Annotated in this window: 10 protein-coding genes; 8 read left to right on the top strand and 2 right to left on the bottom strand. The window is 72.4% G+C overall.

Annotated features, from left to right (window positions below):
- Positions 1-25: 25 nt before the first annotated feature.
- The 3 genes from ACIQNG_RS13100 (at position 26) to ACIQNG_RS13090 (ending at position 4,489) form a co-directional block, all read left to right on the top strand.
- Complete coding sequence (locus ACIQNG_RS13100; RefSeq protein WP_401484617.1) at positions 26-985, top strand: HtaA domain-containing protein; 960 nt, start codon at positions 26-28, stop codon at positions 983-985.
- A gap of 217 nt (positions 986-1,202) precedes the next feature.
- Entirely contained in the window at positions 1,203-1,739 is a 537-nt protein-coding gene (locus ACIQNG_RS13095; protein WP_401484615.1) for a hypothetical protein, read from the top strand.
- A 107-nt stretch (positions 1,740-1,846) separates the two neighbouring features.
- Positions 1,847-4,489 (top strand): immunoglobulin I-set domain protein, encoded by a 2,643-nt coding sequence (locus ACIQNG_RS13090; RefSeq protein WP_401484613.1) that lies wholly within the window; start codon positions 1,847-1,849, stop codon positions 4,487-4,489.
- Between the two features lie 68 nt (positions 4,490-4,557).
- Here ACIQNG_RS13090 and ACIQNG_RS13085 read toward each other — a convergent pair whose 3' ends face one another.
- Positions 4,558-7,938 carry a CARDB domain-containing protein gene (locus ACIQNG_RS13085; protein WP_401484611.1) on the bottom strand — a complete coding sequence of 1,127 codons (3,381 nt, stop codon included), beginning with the start codon at positions 7,936-7,938 and terminating at the stop codon, positions 4,558-4,560.
- Positions 7,939-8,247: 309 nt separating this feature from the next.
- On the opposite strand from ACIQNG_RS13085, the gene ACIQNG_RS13080 reads away from it, so the two are divergent.
- The 3 genes from ACIQNG_RS13080 (at position 8,248) to ACIQNG_RS13070 (ending at position 12,436) form a co-directional block, all read left to right on the top strand.
- Complete coding sequence (locus ACIQNG_RS13080) at positions 8,248-10,629, top strand: phosphoketolase (protein WP_401484609.1); 2,382 nt, start codon at positions 8,248-8,250, stop codon at positions 10,627-10,629.
- 356 nt (positions 10,630-10,985) lie between these two features.
- Positions 10,986-11,975, top strand: coding sequence for a RimK family alpha-L-glutamate ligase (locus ACIQNG_RS13075; RefSeq protein ID WP_401484607.1), 990 nt, complete (start codon positions 10,986-10,988; stop codon positions 11,973-11,975).
- 239 nt (positions 11,976-12,214) lie between these two features.
- Entirely contained in the window at positions 12,215-12,436 is a 222-nt protein-coding gene (locus tag ACIQNG_RS13070; RefSeq protein ID WP_401435278.1) for a hypothetical protein, read from the top strand.
- A 95-nt stretch (positions 12,437-12,531) separates the two neighbouring features.
- On the opposite strand, the gene ACIQNG_RS13065 is transcribed toward ACIQNG_RS13070, so the two are convergent.
- Positions 12,532-14,841, bottom strand: coding sequence for a glycosyl hydrolase family 18 protein (locus ACIQNG_RS13065; protein ID WP_401484605.1), 2,310 nt, complete (start codon positions 14,839-14,841; stop codon positions 12,532-12,534).
- Positions 14,842-15,660: 819 nt separating this feature from the next.
- On the opposite strand from ACIQNG_RS13065, the gene ACIQNG_RS13060 reads away from it, so the two are divergent.
- Complete coding sequence (locus ACIQNG_RS13060) at positions 15,661-16,122, top strand: RpiB/LacA/LacB family sugar-phosphate isomerase (RefSeq protein ID WP_401484603.1); 462 nt, start codon at positions 15,661-15,663, stop codon at positions 16,120-16,122.
- Between the two features lie 10 nt (positions 16,123-16,132).
- Complete coding sequence (locus ACIQNG_RS13055) at positions 16,133-18,661, top strand: glycoside hydrolase family 65 protein (protein WP_401484601.1); 2,529 nt, start codon at positions 16,133-16,135, stop codon at positions 18,659-18,661.
- Positions 18,662-18,689 lie beyond the last annotated feature (28 nt).

Below are 18,689 nucleotides of genomic sequence, written 5' to 3'. Positions count from 1 at the left end.
ACGGAGATCGCGAGGGAGAGTGGAAGTGAAGGCGAGGAGAAGGTCCGCCGCGGCGCTGACCGTGGCGGGCGGCACCCTGCTGGCCCTGCTCGTGCCGGGCCCGGCGACCGCGCAGTCCGGGCGGGAGGTGTCCGGGGGGTATGTGAGCTGGTCCACGGGCGAGTCGGCCGCGAGCGGACTGCGCCTGGAGGGTGCGGGCGGGTCCGCCGGACGGGCCTGGTTCCGTGCGGCGGGCGGGGAGGTGGACGCCGGACGCGGGGAGGTCGACCTCGCCGGGACGGCCGGGTTCACCGACATCGGCGCCCCGGCGCCCGAACTGCGCCTCGGCGGGCTGCGGCTGACGTTGGATCAGGAAGGCGGCGCCTTGTACGCCCGCCGACTCGACGCCGAGACCGCCGAGTTCACCCTCGCCGACGTGGTCACGGGCGACGCCCGTCCCGTCGTACGGGAAGGCGGGGCGACCTGGACGGGCCTGCGGCTCTCGCTCACCGAGGAGGGCGCGCGGCTGTTCGCCGACTGGAGCGGGCGCGCGTTCGCGGCCGGGGACGCGCTCGGGCTGCTGGACGTGACCGTGGGTACGGGCGAGGGGGCCCCGGAGCCTTCGCCGGCCGCGCCCGGGGGCCCCGCGGTTCCTGAACCGTCCCCGGTCGAGCCGGCGCCGCCCGAGGAGACGGACGTACCGCGCTCGCCCGACCCGGCCGTGGCGCCGACCGCGACCGTGGCGGCCCCCGTGCTGTCGGGCGGCGGGGAGCAGCGGGTCTCCGGCGAGGGATTCACCCCGGGCGAGGTCGTGCTGGTCGCGGTGGACGGGGACACCCGCTATCAGGCGGTGGCGGACGAACGGCGGCGCGTCACCCGGTCGTTCCCGGTCTACGCGAACGCCGCGGCGGGGCGGCACACGGTGACGCTGACGCCGGTGACCGGCGCGGGCGGGAGCGCCGAGGCGCGGTTCGAGGTGCGCGGGCCGGACGGGTCCACCGGCTGACCCGAACGGGGAGCCCGAAGGGGAGTGCGGTGTCGAGGAGCGGGCCCGGGTCAGGGTCCGCTCCTCGGTGTGCCTCCGGACGGGCTGTGGCACAGGTCAAGTTCCGTGACGAACAAGGCAGTTGGGATTTCCTGGAGCCCATTGACACAGCCACACGGATCGTATTTAGGTTTGCCTTACCTTAGTTGGGGTCGCATCCAAGAGAGGGATTTCCCGAATGAGAGCCGTTTCCGCCCGTACCGCCGCCCGCGCCGGACTCGCCGTCGCCGCCTCCGTCGCGCTCACCCTCGGACTCGCGGGCTCGGCCTCCGCAGCCACCTCGACCCGCACCGTCACCGACGGCGGTACGACGTACAACCTGTCGCTCACCGCGCCCAACACGGCCGCCGCGGCAGGTCAGGTGATCACGGTCACCGGCTCGGGCTACAACCCCGGACAGGGCGTCTACGTCGGCCTGTGCGTGGTCAACGGCGCCCAGGGTGCCAACAAGCCGTCCCCGTGTCTGGGCGGCCAGGACCAGACCGGCACGACCGGCGCCTCGCACTGGGTCAACAACACCCTCGGCGGGACCCTCCCGAACAGCTCCAGGTTCGGCACCGGCGGCACCTTCACCGCCAGCATCTTCGTGAAGGCCACCCTGGCCGACGGCAGCGTCTGCGGCGAGGACGTCACGTGCGCGGTGGTCACCCGAGCCGACCACTTCGACACCAACGACCGCAAGTACGACGTACACGTCCCGATCACCTTCTCCTAGGGCCACCCGGCCGGGCACCCAGCGGTTCGCCGCGGGTGCCCGGCCCCGCGCGTCCCCGCCCGCCGAGGCACTGCAGCCGGACCCACCCCACCCACGAGGAACCCCTCATGACAGACCACAGCGGCACCACCACCGGCAGGCCCCGCCTCAGACGCCCCGCCGCGCTCCTCGGCTCCGCCGCCCTGATCGCCGCGGGGGCCACCGCGCTCACCGCCGGACCGCCCGCGCAGGCCGCCGACACCCCGAGGACCGGGCTCGGCAAGGACGGCCAGAAACTCACCGTCTCCGCCTCCGCCGACCTGGACCCGGACGGCGAGATCCTCCGCGTCACCGGCGAGGGCTACGACGCCACCAAGGGCCTCTACGTCGCCCTGTGCAAGGACAACGGCGACAACCGCATCCCCACCCCCTGTCTCGGCGGCGCCGACCAGACCGGCGGGTCCGGCTCCTCCAAGTGGATCGTCCCGCCCGGCGACCCCAACGAGGGCGACCTGACGGAGACCTTCGGCGAGGGCGGCACCTTCGACGTCCGCCTCGCCGTCAAGGCGAAGGACGGCGGCCTCGACTGCACCCGGGTCTCCTGCTCGGTGATCACCCGGGTCGACCACCGCGCCGCCGGTGACCGCTCCCAGGACGTCCGGGTCCCCGTCGCCTTCGAGGGCCAGGACCCCGGCGGTCCCGGCGGCCCCGGCGACGGGGTGGACGTGCCCGCCGGCACCGTCAGCTATGTGAAGACCGCCGGGTACGGCACCGCCGGCCAGCCCAACGACCTCCTCCTGCACCCCGACTCCGGGAAGCTGTACGTCGGTTCCGGCAACATCCCGGACACCGCCGACGTCAACGAGGCCGGGCTCTACGTCCTCGACCCGAAGGACGGCCGGGTCCTCGGCCATGTCGCCCAGGCGCCCGGCTCGACCGGCGCGCTCGCCCCGCGCACCGTCCAGCGGATCGTGGGACCGCTGGCCGGGGACGGGGTCGTCTTCCAGTACCCGGTGCGCGGCATCGGCACCGCCAAGGACGGCGACAGCGCCGCCCGGGGCGTCTGGCCGCCCGGCGCCTCCATCACCGGGGCCGCGCCCGGCACCGGGGCCGCCACCGTGTTCCTCGCGCAGGGCACGGCGCTCTCCGAGGTCGAGACCGCCACCGGCACGGTCCGGCGCACGGCCACCCTCGACGGGGTCGGGGAACTCGGCGCCGACACCGCCCGCGGCACCCTGTGGGCCGCCGACCACGCGACGAAGAAGCTGCGCCGGGTGGACACCCGCACCCTTGAGGTCACCGGCTCCGCCGACCTCACCTCCGACCTCGTCTCCTTCGTCTCCGTGGACCCGGAGACCGGCAACGTCTGGGTCGGCAGCGGCTACGACGTCCTCGTGTTCGACAAGGACGCCAAGCCGTTGACGAAGCTCACCGGCGAGGACCGGCCGACCGCCGCCGCCTTCGACCGGGCCACCGGCGAGGCGTTCGTGCTGCGCGAGGACTACGGCAGCCAGGAGGACGGCGCCGACAACGTGGGCTCCCTGGAGGTCCACGACAGCGCCGACTTCACCGAGGCCGCCGCCCCGCTCGCCCTTCCGGGCAGCCGCGCCGGCGCCTTCGCGGGGATCGTGGTCACCCCGGGCGCGGGCACCGTCTTCCTCACCCATCAGGCGGAGAGCGAGGTGCTCCGGCTGGAGCGCCGGATGTCGCCGAGGATCACCCAGTCGCCGACGGACCAGACCGTCGACACCGGGGCCGGGGTGACTCTGGTGGCGGCGGCCGAGGGCACCCCCGCCCCGACCGTCCGCTGGCAGGTCAGCCCCGACGGCGGCCAGACCTGGTCGGCGGTCGAGGGCGCGACGGCCAACGCCTACCGCTTCACGGCCAGGGCGTCCCACGACGGCTACCGCTACCGGGCGGAGTTCACCAACCCGGCCGGCACCACCCGTACCTCCCCCGTCACCCTCACGGTGAAGGAGCCGGACGGCGGCGACACCGGCGGCGACGGAGGCGACGGTGAGGACAAGCCCTCCGGCACCCGCACCGGGACCGGCTCCGAGGGACAGCGGCTCACCGTCACCCCGGTCAACCACCTGGCCACCGAGGACCAGCGCCTGACCGTCACCGGCTCCGGCTACGACGTCGACAAGGGCGTCTACGCGGCCCTCTGCGTCGACAACGGCCCCGGTGAACTGCCCAGCCCCTGCATCGGCGGCGTCGACATGACCGGCGGTTCGCACTCCTCGGCCTGGATCTCCTCCAACCCGCCGGACTACGGCGAGGACCTGGCGATCCCGTACGGCGACGGCGGCACGTTCGAGGTCGAGCTGACCGTCGACGCGAAGGACGAGTTCACCGACTGCTTCAAGGTGACCTGTGTGCTCGCGACCCGCGCCGACCACACCCTGTCCGGCGACCGCACCCAGGACGTCAAGGTGCCGGTGGCCTTCACCGGCCAGGACCCGGTGGACACCGACCCGGACGGTGACACGGGCGGCGGCACCGGCGGGGGCACCGGCGGAGGTTCCGGCGGCGGGTCCGGCAGCGGCGGCGGTGACGGGGGAGCGGGCGGCGCCTCCGGCTCGTCCGGCGGCAGCGGGGGCACCTCGGGCGGCACCGGGACGACCACCGCGGGCGGCAGCGGCAGCCTCGCCTCCACCGGGGCGACCGTCGCGACGGCCGGCGCGCTGGCGGTGCTGCTGACCGCGACCGGCTGGTTCGTCCACCGCCGGGCCCGCGCCCGCGGCACCACCGCGTCCGCGGCGAAGTGACCCGGCCGGATGGCCCGCCCCTCGTGAGGACGAGGGGCGGGCCACCCGTGGCGCGGGGGCCGCCCCCGCTACCGGTCGATGACGAACTGCGAGCCCGGCTCGACCACGATGTCGCCCTTGGCCGAGCCGCTGATCGTCACGTCCGACAGGGTCGCGCTGCCCCGGGCGCCGCCCATCGCGAGGATCCCGGCCCCGTTGTTGGACTTGGCGATGGTGACGTCGCTGATCTGGGCCGTCACCGTGCCGCCGCCGGTCTTGAACTGGATCCCGTCGTACGTCGAGTCATGGATCTCGGTGTCCCGGATCACCACCCCCGGGATGCTCTGCCCCTGCGCGAACAGAGTGATCGCCCCGAACTCCTGGGCCTCGCCCCAGAAGGCGCCCCCGGTGCGGTACAGGCCGTTGTCGGCGATGAGCGTCCGCCCGGAGAAGGGCAGCGGATCGTGGTCGGTCGCCAGCATGATGCCCGGGTAGTTCATGGTGTCGTGGATCAGGTTGCTCTCGACGGTGTTGTCGTACCCGCCGTAGACCGCGATCCCGTTGGCCCGCCAGGGCAGCTGGATCGTGTTGTTGCGGAAGGCGTTGGAGTGACCGATGTCGACGGACTGGTCCTTCACGTACTTGTTGGCCCACACGGCGAGCGCGTCGTCCCCGGTGTTGCGGAAGGACGAGTTCTCGACCGTCGAGTTGCGGGTCCCGTTGGTGAAGTTGATGCCGTCCGCGTAGGTGTTGCGGATCCGCATCCCGGTGAACTCCAGACCGTCGCCCGGACCCCACAGCTCCGGGATGTTGCTGTAGTCCCGGCCGACCCACACCCCGACGTTGGCGTGCTCGATCCACACATTGCTGATCTTCGTGTCCTCGCCGAAACGGCCGTTGAGGCCGACACCGCCCTCGGCGCCTCCCTCGCCGCCCCGGATGGTGCCGGAGCCGAAGATCGCGATGTCCGAGATCCTGGTGTTGCCGTCGATGTCGAAGCCGAAGTTGCCCTCGTGCGGATGGTTGATGCCGCCCGCCTGGTGGGGCGGGGTGAGGGTGTACAGCTGGGAGTGCCACATGCCCGCGCCGCGCAGGGTGACGTCCCGGATGCCGACCTGGTTGTACTCGCCGCGGTTCTGCGGGTCGTCGGTCAGGATCTTCTGCTCCTGACGCCACTGGCCCGCCGGGATCCACACACAGCCGATCTGCCCGTTCTGGTCGGCGGTCACCGCCCGCTGGATGGCATCCGTGTCGTCCAGACCGTCGTTGGGCACGGCCCCGTACTGGGTGATCGACACACAGCCCGCGGGCTGCGGAGCGGGCGGTGCCACCTGCTCCAGGTCGATCAGGTCGATGACGTAGAACGCGGCGGTGTCCCCGGCGTCGCGCTGGAGCCGGAACCTGGTGCCCGCCGGATAGCTCTGCGACAGCAGCGCGTTCGACTCGTCGAAGAGCCGGCGCGCGTCCGGCTGCGGGCTGTTGGTCAGCCCCTCGGGCGCGTCGGTGTTGCCGTAGAGCCAGCTGTGCTTGGAGGAGAGGTTGAGCTTGCGCACGAAGGTGCCGTTCGCGTACAGGCTCAGTGTCGCCTCGGTGCCGCCGCCGCCCGCCGCGTCCGGAACGGAGTTGCGGACGACGACGGAGTTGGCGGCGCTGGTGGAGATGAACTCCACATACTGGCCGGTCGAGTCGAGCCGTACCGACTGACGGCCCGAGGACTCGGTGGCGAAGTTGGTGTGCCCGAAGGTCCGCTTCTGGTCGGCGGTCAGCAGGGTGCCGTTGTGGGTGCCGTCCTCCGCCTCGTACTCGATGTAGGGGACCGCCGCGCCCCGGCCGACGACGATCGAGCGGGTGAAGACGTTGTTGTTCTCGTTCGTCTCGGCGACGGTGTTCGTGGCGTCGGCGGTCGCGGTGAGCACGGCGCCGCCGCCGGTCGCGGTCCAGGTGCCGCTGACGGCGACCTGGGCGGTGGCCCCGGCGGCGACGGAGCCCGTGGTGCCGTTGAGGGTGGTCGGGCCGACGGTCAGCCGGGTGACCGAGCCCGCCGGTACGGCGCTGGTGCCGCGGTTGTGCACGGACACGGTGAAGGAGACCGCGGCCCCCACGGCGGGACTGGCCGGACTGGTGGCGATGGCACGCACCTCCAGGTCCGGGCCCGGGCTCTGGGCGACGGTCAGTCTGCTCGCCGCCGTACGGCTGTTGTTGGTGTTGTCCAGCTCGGGCACCGTGTCGGTCGGGTCGACCACGGCGGAGACGGCGTAGCTGCCCGTCGCCCGCTTGCCGACGGTCACCGGGACGACCGCCGAGGCGCCCGCCGTCAGCGCGGGGACCGGGGCGCTGCCCGCGACCGTGCCCTCCAGGCTGACGTCCACCGTGGAGGCCGGGGACGCGGCCGTGCCCGCGTTGCGTACGGTCACCCGGGCCGTGACGGTGTCCGACTCGGTGGGCGAGGCGGGGCTCCAGGTCAGCTCGTTGACCACCAGGTCGGGGTGGGGCGCGGCGGTGCCGACGACCTCCAGCTCGGCGACCTGGGCGCCGTAGCCGCTGGAGTTGTGGGTGAAGCGGAGCCGGACGTCGGCGTAGCGCCCGCTGAGCGGGAGGGAGACGGTGTTGGCGTTGGCGCCGGGGCTGAAGGTGTGGTCGGCCCGGGCCTTGATCGAGGTGAAGGCCGACGCGCCCTGGGCCCGGGCCAGCACCTCGATGCTCTGGGTGCGGGCCGCCCACACGGGGTCGGGGTCGAGCTTGATGTTGACCCCGGTGAGATCGGCGTCGGCGCCGAGTTCGACGGTGAGGGTCGCCGGGTGGCCGCCGGACTCCCAGTAGGTGCCCACCTTGCCGTCGTTGGCGTTCGTCGCCACGAAGGACTGGGTGGTGGTGGAGGCCGTGATGGGCTTGCCGCGGGCCAGGTCGGTGCCGGTGGCCGGCGGCTCGCCCGGGTCGGGGTCGGTGCCGTGGACCTCCAGCCCGGAGAGCTGGGCGGCGTTCCAGCCGGAGTTGGCGGTGACCTGGACGCGGACGTGGCGCACCGTGCGGGCGGTGAGGTCCACGGTGACGGTGTTGGCGGCGGCCGGGTCGAAGCGGCGGGCGGAGGAGCCCGACAGGGTGCTGAAGGCCGTACCGTCGGTGCTGCCCTCGACGGCGAGGGTCTGGTTCCTGGCCTCCCAGGATGTGGGCAGTTTCAGCACGACCCGGTCGATCTCGACCGCGCTGCCCAGATCGACCCGGACCCACTGCGGGAAGGAGCCGGCGGGGCCCTCCCAGTAGGTCTGCTGACTGCCGTCGGTGACCCGTGCGGCCGGATAGTCGCCGTGGGAGCCGCTCGCGGTGGCGGGCCTGCCCAGGGCGAGATCGGGACCGACGGCCGCGGGCGCGGCGGTGGCCGTCGTGGGGGACAGCCCGAAGGCGATCAGCGCGGCCAGGATCAGGCCGGTGATCGTCCGCAGGCACGGTCTTTCGAGACTCGTCCGTCTCATGGTCCGTCTCATGGCGTCCTCGTTCCATGGCGGGGGACGACGGGGTAAGGGGCGCACTGTGCCGATGTCCGTGATTACCGGAGAGGAGTTGTGTTCTTGCGTTAACTCATCAAAACTTTGCGGGCTGTGGCTGACAGATTTCTGGCCAGGCCCCCGTTTGTCAATGGCATGAACACGGTGAACCCCGGAGGGGTGCCCCTGGCTTTCGGACAGGACGGCGAAGCGGCGCGCGGACTCGTCGGATCCGGGCCAAGGTGGGGAAGACGGATCACACCCGGCCTGACCGCCCCGAACCGGAAGGGAACCGCGATGTCCGCAGCCCCCCAGCAGCCCCCGACGCAGCTCACGAAGGACGAGGTGAGGCGGCTCGACGCGCACTGGCGCGCGGCGAACTACCTGTCCGTCGGCCAGATCTACCTCATGGCCAACCCGCTGCTCACCGAACCGCTGCGCCCCGAGCACATCAAACCCCGCCTGCTCGGCCACTGGGGCACCTCACCCGGCCTCAACCTGGTGTACACCCACCTCAACCGGGTGATCCGGACCCGCGACCTGGACGCCCTGTGCGTATGGGGCCCCGGCCACGGCGGGCCCGCGGTGGTCGCCAACTCCTGGCTGGAGGGCTCGTACACCCAGATCTACCCGGACATCACCCGGGACGTCGACGGCATGGCCCGGCTGTTCAAGCAGTTCTCCTTCCCCGGCGGAGTGCCCAGCCATGTCGCCCCCGAGACGCCCGGCTCCATCCACGAGGGCGGCGAACTGGGCTACTCCCTCTCCCACGCCTACGGCGCCGCCTTCGACAACCCGGACCTGCTGGTCGCCTGCGTCGTCGGGGACGGCGAGGCCGAGACCGGACCGCTCGCCACCTCCTGGCACTCCAACAAGTTCCTCGACCCCGTGCACGACGGGGCCGTCCTGCCGATCCTGCATCTCAACGGCTACAAGATCGCCAACCCCGCCGTCCTCGCCCGGATCGACCAGCCCGAGCTGGACGAACTCCTGCGCGGCTACGGCCACGCCCCGCTCCATGTCTCCGGCGACGACCCGGCCGCCGTGCACCGCGCGCTCGCCGCCGCCCTGGACACCGCCCTGGACCGGATCGCGGAGATCCAGCGCGCCGCCCGCGAGGACGGCGCCACCGAGCGGCCCCGCTGGCCGATGATCGTGCTGCGCACCCCGAAGGGCTGGACCGGCCCCGCCGAGGTGGACGGGGCGCCCGTGGAGAACACCTGGCGCTCCCACCAGGTCCCGCTCTCCGGCGTCCGCGACAACGCCGCCCACCGCCGCCAACTGGAACAGTGGCTGCGCTCCTACCGCCCCGAAGAACTCTTCGGCACCGACGGCCGGCCCGTCGCCGACGTCCTCGCCTGCGTCCCCGAGGGCCCCCGACGCCTCGGCGCCACCCCGCACGCCAACGGCGGACTGCTGCTGCGCGCACTGCCCCTGCCCCCGCTGGAAACCTACGCCGTCGAGGTCGACAAACCCGGCGCCACCCTGCACGAACCCACCAAGATCCTCGGCAACATGCTGGAGAACGTCATGCGCGCCACCCTCGGGCGCCGCGACTTCCGGCTGGTCGGCCCCGACGAGACCGCCTCCAACCGGCTCGACGCCGTCTACTCCGCCAGCGGCAAGGCATGGCAGGCGAACCGCCTCGACGTGGACGAGGACCTCGACCGGCACGGCCGGGTCATGGAGATCCTCTCCGAACACACCTGCCAGGGCTGGCTGGAGGGCTACCTCCTCACCGGCCGGCACGGACTGTTCTCCTGCTACGAGGCGTTCGTGCACATCGTCGACTCCATGGTCAACCAGCACATCAAATGGCTGCGCGTCACCCGCACCCTGCCCTGGCGCGCCCCCATCGCCTCCCTCAACTACCTGCTCACCTCCCATGTCTGGCGCCAGGACCACAACGGCTTCTCCCACCAGGACCCCGGCTTCGTGGACCACATCCTCAACAAGAGCCCCGAGGTCGTACGGGTCTACTTCCCGCCGGACGCCAACACCCTGCTGTCCGTGGCCGACCACGCCCTGCGCAGCAAGGACTACGTCAATGTGATCGTGGCCGGGAAACAGCCCTGCTTCGACTGGCTCTCCATGGACGAGGCCCGCGCCCACTGCGCCCGCGGCGCCGGCGTCTGGGAGTGGGCCGGCACCGGGGGAGACGGCGAACCCGACGCCGTCCTCGCCTGCGCCGGGGACGTCCCCACCCAGGAGGTGCTGGCCGCCGCCCAACTGCTGCGCACCGAACTGCCCGACCTCGCCGTCCGCGTCGTCAACGTGGTCGACATCGCACGGCTGCTGCCCGCCGGGGAACACCCGCACGGAATGAACGACTTCGAGTACGACGGCCTGTTCACCCCCGACAAGCCGGTCGTCTTCGCCTACCACGGCTACCCCTGGCTGATCCACCGGCTGGCCTACCGGCGCGGCGGCCACGGCAATCTGCACGTGCGCGGCTACAAGGAGTTCGGCACCACGACCACCCCCTTCGACATGGTCGTCCGCAACGACCTCGACCGCTACCGGCTGGTCATGGACGTCATCGACCGCGTCCCCGGTCTCGCCGTCCGCGCGGCGGCCGTACGCCAGCGGATGGAGGACGCCCGGCTGCGGCACCACGACTGGATCCGCGAGTACGGCACCGATCTGCCGGAGGTCGCCGACTGGACCTGGGACGGGTGAGGTGCGCAGCGCACCCGGTACGGCAGGGCGCGGCGGGCGGCGCGCAGGGCGCACGCGCGGGGCGGGCGGCGCAGAGACGGGGGCAGACAGCCTCCGCCCATGCGCCCTGTCACGCCCCGGCGCGGCCGACCTACAGTGTGTCGCCACAGCCCTCCGGACCGTCCCGGCAGGGCGTGCCCCACCCTGTGCGGTCATCGGCCGGCCCGTCCCGGCCCCGCGGCCGACGGACCGGTCCGGCCCCGCTCGACAGGTGCCGGTGACCGCCCGCGTCAGGCACCACCCGGGAGAGCGCCCGGCCGCCGCGCAGGCGGAACTGCGTGGCGCCGCCGGCGCGTCCAGAGCCGCTGGAGGCCGCTGTGTCCAAACCGTGCGTCGCCCTCGTCACCGACCCCACCTCGCCCGAAGGCTGTGGGGACGTCCTCGCGGAAGCCGTGGAACAGCTCACCGGCCGCCCCGCGGTCCGTATCGACTCCCGCCACTTCGCCACCGGGGGCACCGCCCGCGGTGTCCGCTCCGGCGACCGGTTACGCCTGGTCGTCCCCGGCCAGCGGCTCGACGTGGAGCCCGACATCGTGATGCTCTACGAGATCCCGCCGCACCTGCGTCACACCATGGCCGGATTCCAGCGCCTTCTGCACCGGCACCGGGCGGTCACCCTGGGCACCGGTGTCGACGCCTGGCGCACGGCCACCCGCAAGAACCTGACCGTCGAGCGGTTCCAGCGCGACGGCGTCGCCCACATGGAGACCGCCGTGCTCTCCCGCCCCGCCCCGGACGAGGCCGCCGCCGCGTTCCAGAAGCTCGGCGGCGACGTCTGGGCACGGCCCGTCATCGGCACCGGCGGCCACGACACCTTCCATGTCACCGACCTCGACCGGCTGGAGCAGGTCGGCGCGTTCTACGCCCGGCGCGGCACCGACTGGCTGCTCTCCCGCGACGCCGGGAACATCACGGCCGACGGACAGCGCCACCAGTTCCGGGTCTTCGTCCTGCACGGCCGGGTCGTGCACGCCCGCGAGCACCTCCAGCCCGAGCCCGACACCCCCTGCAACACCAGCCAGGGCGCCACCGCCGTCCACCTCACCCCCGCCGCCCTCGATCCGCGCCTCACCGAACTCGCGATCGCGGCCACCGCCTCCGTCGGGCTCCCCTTCTCCGGCGTGGACCTGGCCGTCGAACACGGAGGCGTCGTCTTCGAGGTCAACGTCCAGCCGGCCTTCATCGACGGCGAACTGGACAAGGCCGCCGTGCCCTACGTCGAGGCCCATCTCCAGGCCCTGGAGGAACGGCGGCGGGCGGACGCCGACCTCGGGGCGGAACCGGAGGTGGGGGGCGCGCCGGTGTGACATGAGGAGCGCGGGGGGAAGCGGTTCCACTGCCGCCTCACGTCGTGGGTCCGTTTCCGTGTACCACCGCCCCGGCGGGGGCAGGCAGCGGTGGGGGACGGACACCGGCCGCCGTGACGGACCGGATCAGGCTGTACGCCTCCGCCCCCACCGAGGGCGCTGCCGGAGGGCCGCCCTGCAACCCGGCGGCCCCCATGAGCGTCCAGTGAGGCAATGACGCCCACCGAGAGGCCCCTTCCGTGCTCGCCCTGATCCGTAAGACGGCCGTCGCCGTGCTCATCGCCCTGGTCCTGGTGATCCTGGTCGCCCTGATCGACCCGATCTACGCGCTGGTCCTCGCCATGCTGCTCTTCATCGTCGGCACCTGGGTGTTCCGCTTCGCCCTCTCCGAGCGGAGACCGGAACCCCCGGCCGACACCTGGCGCCGCGACGACCGCCGGGGCCCCGGGAACCTCTCCTGACGCCGCGCACGCCGACCCCGTACGCGACGAGAGGCGCCCACGGATCGCGCGGGGGGAAGACGCGATCCGTGGGACGCCCGCCGGGGTGACCGGGGTCAGCGGAGGCCGGTGTGCAGGGAGTTCATCAGTGTGCCGGTCGGGGTGTCACCGGACATCTCCCAGACCATGCCGCCGAGCAGCCCCTTCGACTTGATGTACTCCGTCTTCTTCCCGATCGACCAGGTGTCGTCGAAGGACCACCACGTGCCGCCGTTGCCGGTGTAGCCGTAGGTGGAGATCGACTGCTGGTCGTGGACGACCGTCATGCTCGGGTAGTTGGTGATGAGGTTCTGGTAGCCGCGGGTGCCGGCCTCCTCCGGGAACTGGCCGGGGGCCGCGCCGTTCGCGGTCTGCCACTCACCGCCGGCCCCGCCGTCGGCGACCTCCTTCCAGCCCCGCCCGTAGAAGGGGAAGCCGATGGTGAGTTTGCGTGGGCTGACGCCCGCGTCGGTGTACGCCTTCACGGCGCTGTCGATGCTGAAGTCGTTCGGGTAGGGCGACTGGGCGTCGGCGTAGAGGTTGGCCTGGTGGCCGGTGCGACGCGGTTCCCAGGAGTTGTCGCTGCCCGCGCCGTGGAAGTCGTAGCCCTGGACGTTCGCGTAGTCCAGGTCGTTGAAGATCTTCGACACGTCCCAGCCCGCGTCGATCTTCTTCGGGTCGGCCGGGGTGAACGCGGTGAGCAGCTTGTGGTCACCGCCGAGCGCGTCGAGCTGCTTGCGGAACTCCGCGATCAGCGCGGTGTTGTTGGCCTTGTCGGCGGTGCTCCAGTGGTTGCCGGGGTGACCGTCCGGGGAGCCGGGCCACTCCCAGTCCAGGTCGATCCCGTCGAAGATCCCGGCGGCGGAACCCGGGCCTCCGGCGCCGTTGTACAGGGGCAGATCGCCCTTGATGTACATGTCCACACAGGACTTCACGAACTTCTTGCGGGACGCGTCGGTCGCGGCGACGTCGGAGAAGTACTTGGAGAACGTCCACCCGCCGAGCGAGACGACGATCTTCAGGTTCGGGTACTTCGCCTTGAGCTTCTTCAGCTGGTTGAAGTTGCCGCGCAGCTTGCCCCAGCCGTCGTCGGCCACGCCGTCCACGGACTGGGCAGCGGAGAAGGCACGGCCGTAGTCCGCCTCGGCGTCACCCGCCCCGTCGCCTTCGTTGGGGTCCTGGGGGTTGGCGGAGACACCCTTGACCACACCGTTCAGGCAGGTGAGGTTGACGGGGTCGATATTGCCGAAGGCGTAGTTGATCACGTCCAGTTTGGCGGCGGCCCCGGAGGTGTCCAGGTTCTTCACGAAGTACTGGCGGCCGTAGATGCCCCACTGGACGAAGTAGCCGACGGTCGCGTACCGGCCGTTGCCCACGGCCTCCTGGGTGGTGACCGTCAGGGTGTTGCTCGCCGGGGAGGCGTTGTCGGCGGTGTCGCGTGCCTTGACGGTGAATCCGTAGGTCGTGGCGGGGGACAGCCCGGTGACCGTGGTGGCGAGGGTGGCCGCCGGGACCGTGGCGACCAAAGTGGTGCCCCGGTACACGTCGTAGGCGGCGACGGCCTTGTTGTCGGTGGACGCGCTCCAGGCCAGGGCGACGGTGCTGGAGGTGACGGCGGTGGAGCGCAGCCCGCCGGGGGCGGTCGGCGGGACGGGGTCGGTCGCCGGGTCCACGGTGGTGGCGGTGACGGGCGCGCTCGGCGTACCGAGGTTGCCGCGGGAGTCCTTGGCGCGGACGGTGAAGCTGTAGCCGGTCGCCGGGGTCAGATCGCGGACCGTGGCGGAGGTGGTCGCGGTGGCCGCCACGACGGTGTCACCGCGCAGCACCTCGTACCCGGCCACGGGGAAGTCACCGCGGGTGGAGGCGTTCCACGTCAGGCTCACCGTCCGGGCGGTGGTACCGGCCACGGCCACCCCGGACGGCGCGGACGGGGGCGCGGCGGGGCTGCCGTCGCACTTGTCGCCGTTGATCAGACAGCCGGTCGGCGCGGTGATGGGGCCGGTGGCGACGAACCAGTAGCTGTAGGGCTCGGTGCTGCCGTTCGCCGGGACGGTGCCGTTGTAGTGGGCGTTGGTGACGGTGACGTGGGAGCCGTTGACCGTCGCGGTCCCGTTGTAGTGCTGGCTGATGGTGACCCCGACGGGGAGGTCGAACTCCAGGGTCCAACCGGACACCGGTGCGGCGCTGTTGTTCCTGACCGGGAACGTCCCCCGCCACCAGGGGCCGTTGTCGGCGCTGGTGAACGAGGCGGTGAGGGCGCCCGCCGCCTGGGAGGGCGTGGCGAGACCGATGAGCCCGCCCAGAGCGAGGACGAGAGCGGTGAGCGCGGCGATCAACCGCCGCCGGGGTGGTGCCGAGGGTCTGATGGACCTGGGTCTGGTGAACACGGCTCTCCTTGGGGTGGGGAGGCGGGAACGGGATCCCGTGTCGCGTGTCCGTGCGCCGACGCCCGATGACGGGACGGTCGCAAGACGCGCACCTGTCCGAGGCGCCGTCGGTCGGCATCGGACACGTGTGCTGGGGCAGTGCTGTCCAGAGAAACCAGTTGTCGTACACACGTCAATGAGCGCCGTACGGGATTGGACTGCACCAATAGCGCATACTTCTCGCCACGCCGACCTCCCGGCGCTGGCGGGCGGCCCAGGAAAGGGCTAGACCAATTCCGGTGATTTTAGGGTCCCTTGACACTGCCTGCCCTGTTGGCCTAACGGCCTGCTGACAGGCGGCGTAATGGCCTGCTGGCGGGCGGCCTGATGGCCTGCTGACGGGCGGCCCAGGGGCCTGCTGACGGGCGGTGCGCCAGGCTCGTCCCGGGGGCGTTCAGGGAGGCGCCGCGGGGGCGTCGCGGGACCGGGGGCGGCGGGTGCATGGGCCGGTGCAGGGGGCGGCGGGTGCAGGGGGGTGCAGGGGGCCGGGTCGCCGGTGAGGCGCCCGCACGGCCGTACGGGACGCGGCCGTGGCGATCTCGGCTCGGTGGTCTCGACACGGCGACCTGGACACGGTGGTCCTGATCCGCACGGCGGCGCCGGACGCGGCCGTGGTGACCTCGGCCCAACCCTCTCGATCCTCGCCCACCCCCGCCCGCCGAGCGCAGCGTGAAGCGTTGGGCAAGGCCGTGTCGCTGTTGAGGTCTGACGACACTGATGTCCACAATTGATGACATGGAACCGTCGAGGCTCCTTGACCAGGGGAGGACAGCGCAGCGCATGAGGATCTCCGTCTCCTCCGACATGGACGAACCCGTGGCCCGGCAGCTCGTCACGGAGCTGCGCGGGCGCGGCCACGAGGTACTGACCCACGGCGCGCTGCGGCCCGGCGCCGACCCGCAGTGGGCCGTGTGCTCGGAAGCGGCGGCCCGTGACGTGGCCGCCGGCACCGCCGACCAGGCCGTGGTCTGCTGCTGGACCGGCACGGGCGCCTCCATCGCCGCCAACAAGGTGCCCGGCGTGCGGGCCGCGCTGTGCACGGACGCCGCCACGGCCGGCGGGGCCCGCCGCTGGAACGACGCCAACGCGCTCGCCCTGAGTCTGCGCCTGACCTCCGGACCCCTGCTCAAGGAGATCCTCGACGCCTGGTTCGCCGCCGAGCCCAGCTCGGACGCCGAGGACCGGGAGAACGTCGCCCACGTCGGCCGGATCGACTCCGCCCGCAGCGCCCCCGCTGCGTGAGGAGCCCCGGGTGAGCGGCTGGATCTGGGAGTACGACGGGTACGACCCGGCCGAGCAGCGGCTGCGGGAGTCCCTGTGCGCGCTCGGCAACGGCCGCTTCGCCACCCGCGGCGCCCTGCCCGAGTGCTCGGCCGACGCCGTCCACTACCCGGGCACCTATGTCGCCGGCTGCTACAACCGGCTCGGCTCGGAGGTCGCGGGGCGCGAGGTCGAGAACGAGGACATGGTCAACGTCCCCAACTGGCTGCCGGTGCGCTTCCGCCCGCTGGGCCGGCGCTGGCTCACCCCGGACAACACCACCGTGCTCGACCACCGCCAGGCCCTCCACCTGGACGCCGGGATCCTGGCCCGCCGCACCCGCTACGCCCTGCCCGGCGGCGGTGAGCTGACGGTACGGCAGGAGCGGCTGGTGCACCTGGGCGACCCGCATCTCGCCGCCCTGCGCACCGAGTTCACGGCCGGGGCCACCCCGGTGGAGCTGGAGGTGGAGGTGGCGCTGGACGGCGGGGTGCGCAACACCGGCGTCCCCCGGTACCTCGATCTCGACGGCCGTCACCTCGCCTCGGTGCACACCGGCACCCACACCGGCCCCGGCACCGTCTGGCTGCGCTGCCGCACCCGCACCTCCGACATCGGCATCGGCATGGCGTCCCGGCTCACCACGCAGACGTCGACGGAGACGGAGACGGGGACGGCGACGCGGACGGGCCCGGGCACGGGCACGGGTACAGGCCCGGGCACCGGCACGGACAAGGGCGTAGGCACCAACACGGACACGGACACGGACGCAGGCACAGGCACAGGCGGGGACGCGGATGGGGAGATCGCCGTACGGCACACCGCCTCGCGGGCCGTCCAGCGGTTCCGGCTGCGCCTGGCCCCCGGCGCCAAGGCCACCGTCGACAAGGTCGTGGCCCTGCACACCTCACGGGACCCGGCGATCAGCGACCCCCTGGACGCCGCGCTCGCCCGGGTCGACCGCGCCCCCGGCTTCGACGAACTGCGCGCCTCCCACCACGCCGCCTGGGACCAGCTCTGGCGCCGCGCCGACCTCGACGTGCCCGGCGAGGCGGGCCGCATCCTGCGCCTGCACCTCTTCCATGTGCTCCAGACCCTCTCCCCGCACACCGCCGAACTCGACGTCGGGGTCCCCGCGCGCGGACTGCACGGCGAGGCGTACCGCGGCCATGTCTTCTGGGACGAGCTGTTCGTCCTGCCCTACCTCAACCTGCACTTCCCGGAGGTCTCCCGGGCCCTGCTGCTCTACCGCCACCGCCGTCTCGAACGCGCCCGCACCGCCGCCCGGGACGCCGGCCGGCGCGGCGCGATGTACCCGTGGCAGAGCGGCAGCGACGGGCGTGAGGAGACCCAGCAGCTCCATCTCAACCCCAACTCGGGCCGCTGGCTGCCCGACCACTCCCACCTCCAGCACCATGTCGGCTCGGCCGTCGCCTACAACGTCTGGCAGTACTGCCAGGCCAGCGGCGATGTGGAGTTCCTGCACACCAAGGGCGCCGAGACCATGCTCCAGATCGCCCGCTTCTGGGCCGACGCCGCCCGCCACGACGACCGCATCGGCCGCTACCGGATCGCCGGGGTCGTCGGCCCCGACGAGTACCACGACGCCTACCCGGACGCCACCGAACCCGGACTCGTCGACAACGCGTACACCAATGTCACCGCCGCCTGGGTGCTCGCCCGGACCGGGGAGCTGATCAGCGCCCTGCCCGACCCCCGCCGCCGGGAACTCGCCGAGCGCACCGGCCTGGACGACAGCGAACTCGACCAGTGGGACGACATCTCCCACAAGCTGCACGTGCCCTTCCACCAGGGTGTGATCAGCCAGTTCGAGGGATACGGCGACCTCGCCGAGCTGGACTGGCCGCGCTACCGCGAGCGCTACGGCGACATCCGCCGCCTGGACCGGATCCTGGAGGCCGAGGGCGACACCGTCAACCGCTACCAGGCGTCCAAACAGGCCGACGTGCTGATGCTCGGCTACCTCTTCTCCCCGCCCGAACTGCACGCCCTCTTCCACCGCCTCGGTCTGCCCCTGGACGAGGACACCTGGCGCCGTACCGTCGACCACTACCTCCACCGCACCAGCCACGGCTCCACCCTCAGCGGCCTCGTCCACGGCTGGGTGCTGGCCCGCGCCCGACGGGCCGAGGCGTGGGACTTCGTCCAGGAGGCGCTGCGCGGCGACATCGCCGACATCCAGGGCGGCACCACCGGCGAGGGCATCCACCTGGGCGCCATGGCCGGCACCCTCGACCTCGTCCAGCGCGGGCTGACCGGTCTGGAGACCCGCGACGGCGCCCTGTGGCTCGACCCGGTGCCGCTGCCCGCGCTGTCGTCGTACGGCTTCTCCGTGCGCTACCAGAACCACTGGGGCGTACGGTTCCGGCTGCGCCACGGCAAGCTGGAGATCACCGTGCCCGACCACACGGACGGGGCCCCGATCGACGTCAGGCTGCCGGACCGCGCCTTCTCACTGGGAGCGGGTGAGACGGCCCGGCTGCTGCTGCCCCCGGACTGACCGCCGCCGATCACGAAGCATTCGTTCA

Source organism: Streptomyces sp. NPDC091377, assembly GCF_044757045.1.
GTDB lineage: Bacteria > Actinomycetota > Actinomycetes > Streptomycetales > Streptomycetaceae > Streptomyces.
Note: the sequence above shows the minus strand (reverse complement) of the source record. Positions and strands in the feature narration are given on the sequence as shown.

Excerpts from the sequence above, each read along its gene's own strand:
- ACIQNG_RS13080 (WP_401484609.1), top strand. The coding sequence starts at position 8,248 with ATGTCCGCAGCCCCCCAGCAGCCCCCGACGCAGCTCACGAAGGACGAG.
- ACIQNG_RS13060 (WP_401484603.1), top strand. The coding sequence starts at position 15,661 with ATGAGGATCTCCGTCTCCTCCGACATGGACGAACCCGTGGCCCGGCAG.
- ACIQNG_RS13085 (WP_401484611.1), bottom strand. The coding sequence starts at position 7,938 with ATGAGACGGACGAGTCTCGAAAGACCGTGCCTGCGGACGATCACCGGC.
- ACIQNG_RS13090 (WP_401484613.1), top strand. The coding sequence starts at position 1,847 with ATGACAGACCACAGCGGCACCACCACCGGCAGGCCCCGCCTCAGACGC.
- ACIQNG_RS13095 (WP_401484615.1), top strand. The coding sequence starts at position 1,203 with ATGAGAGCCGTTTCCGCCCGTACCGCCGCCCGCGCCGGACTCGCCGTC.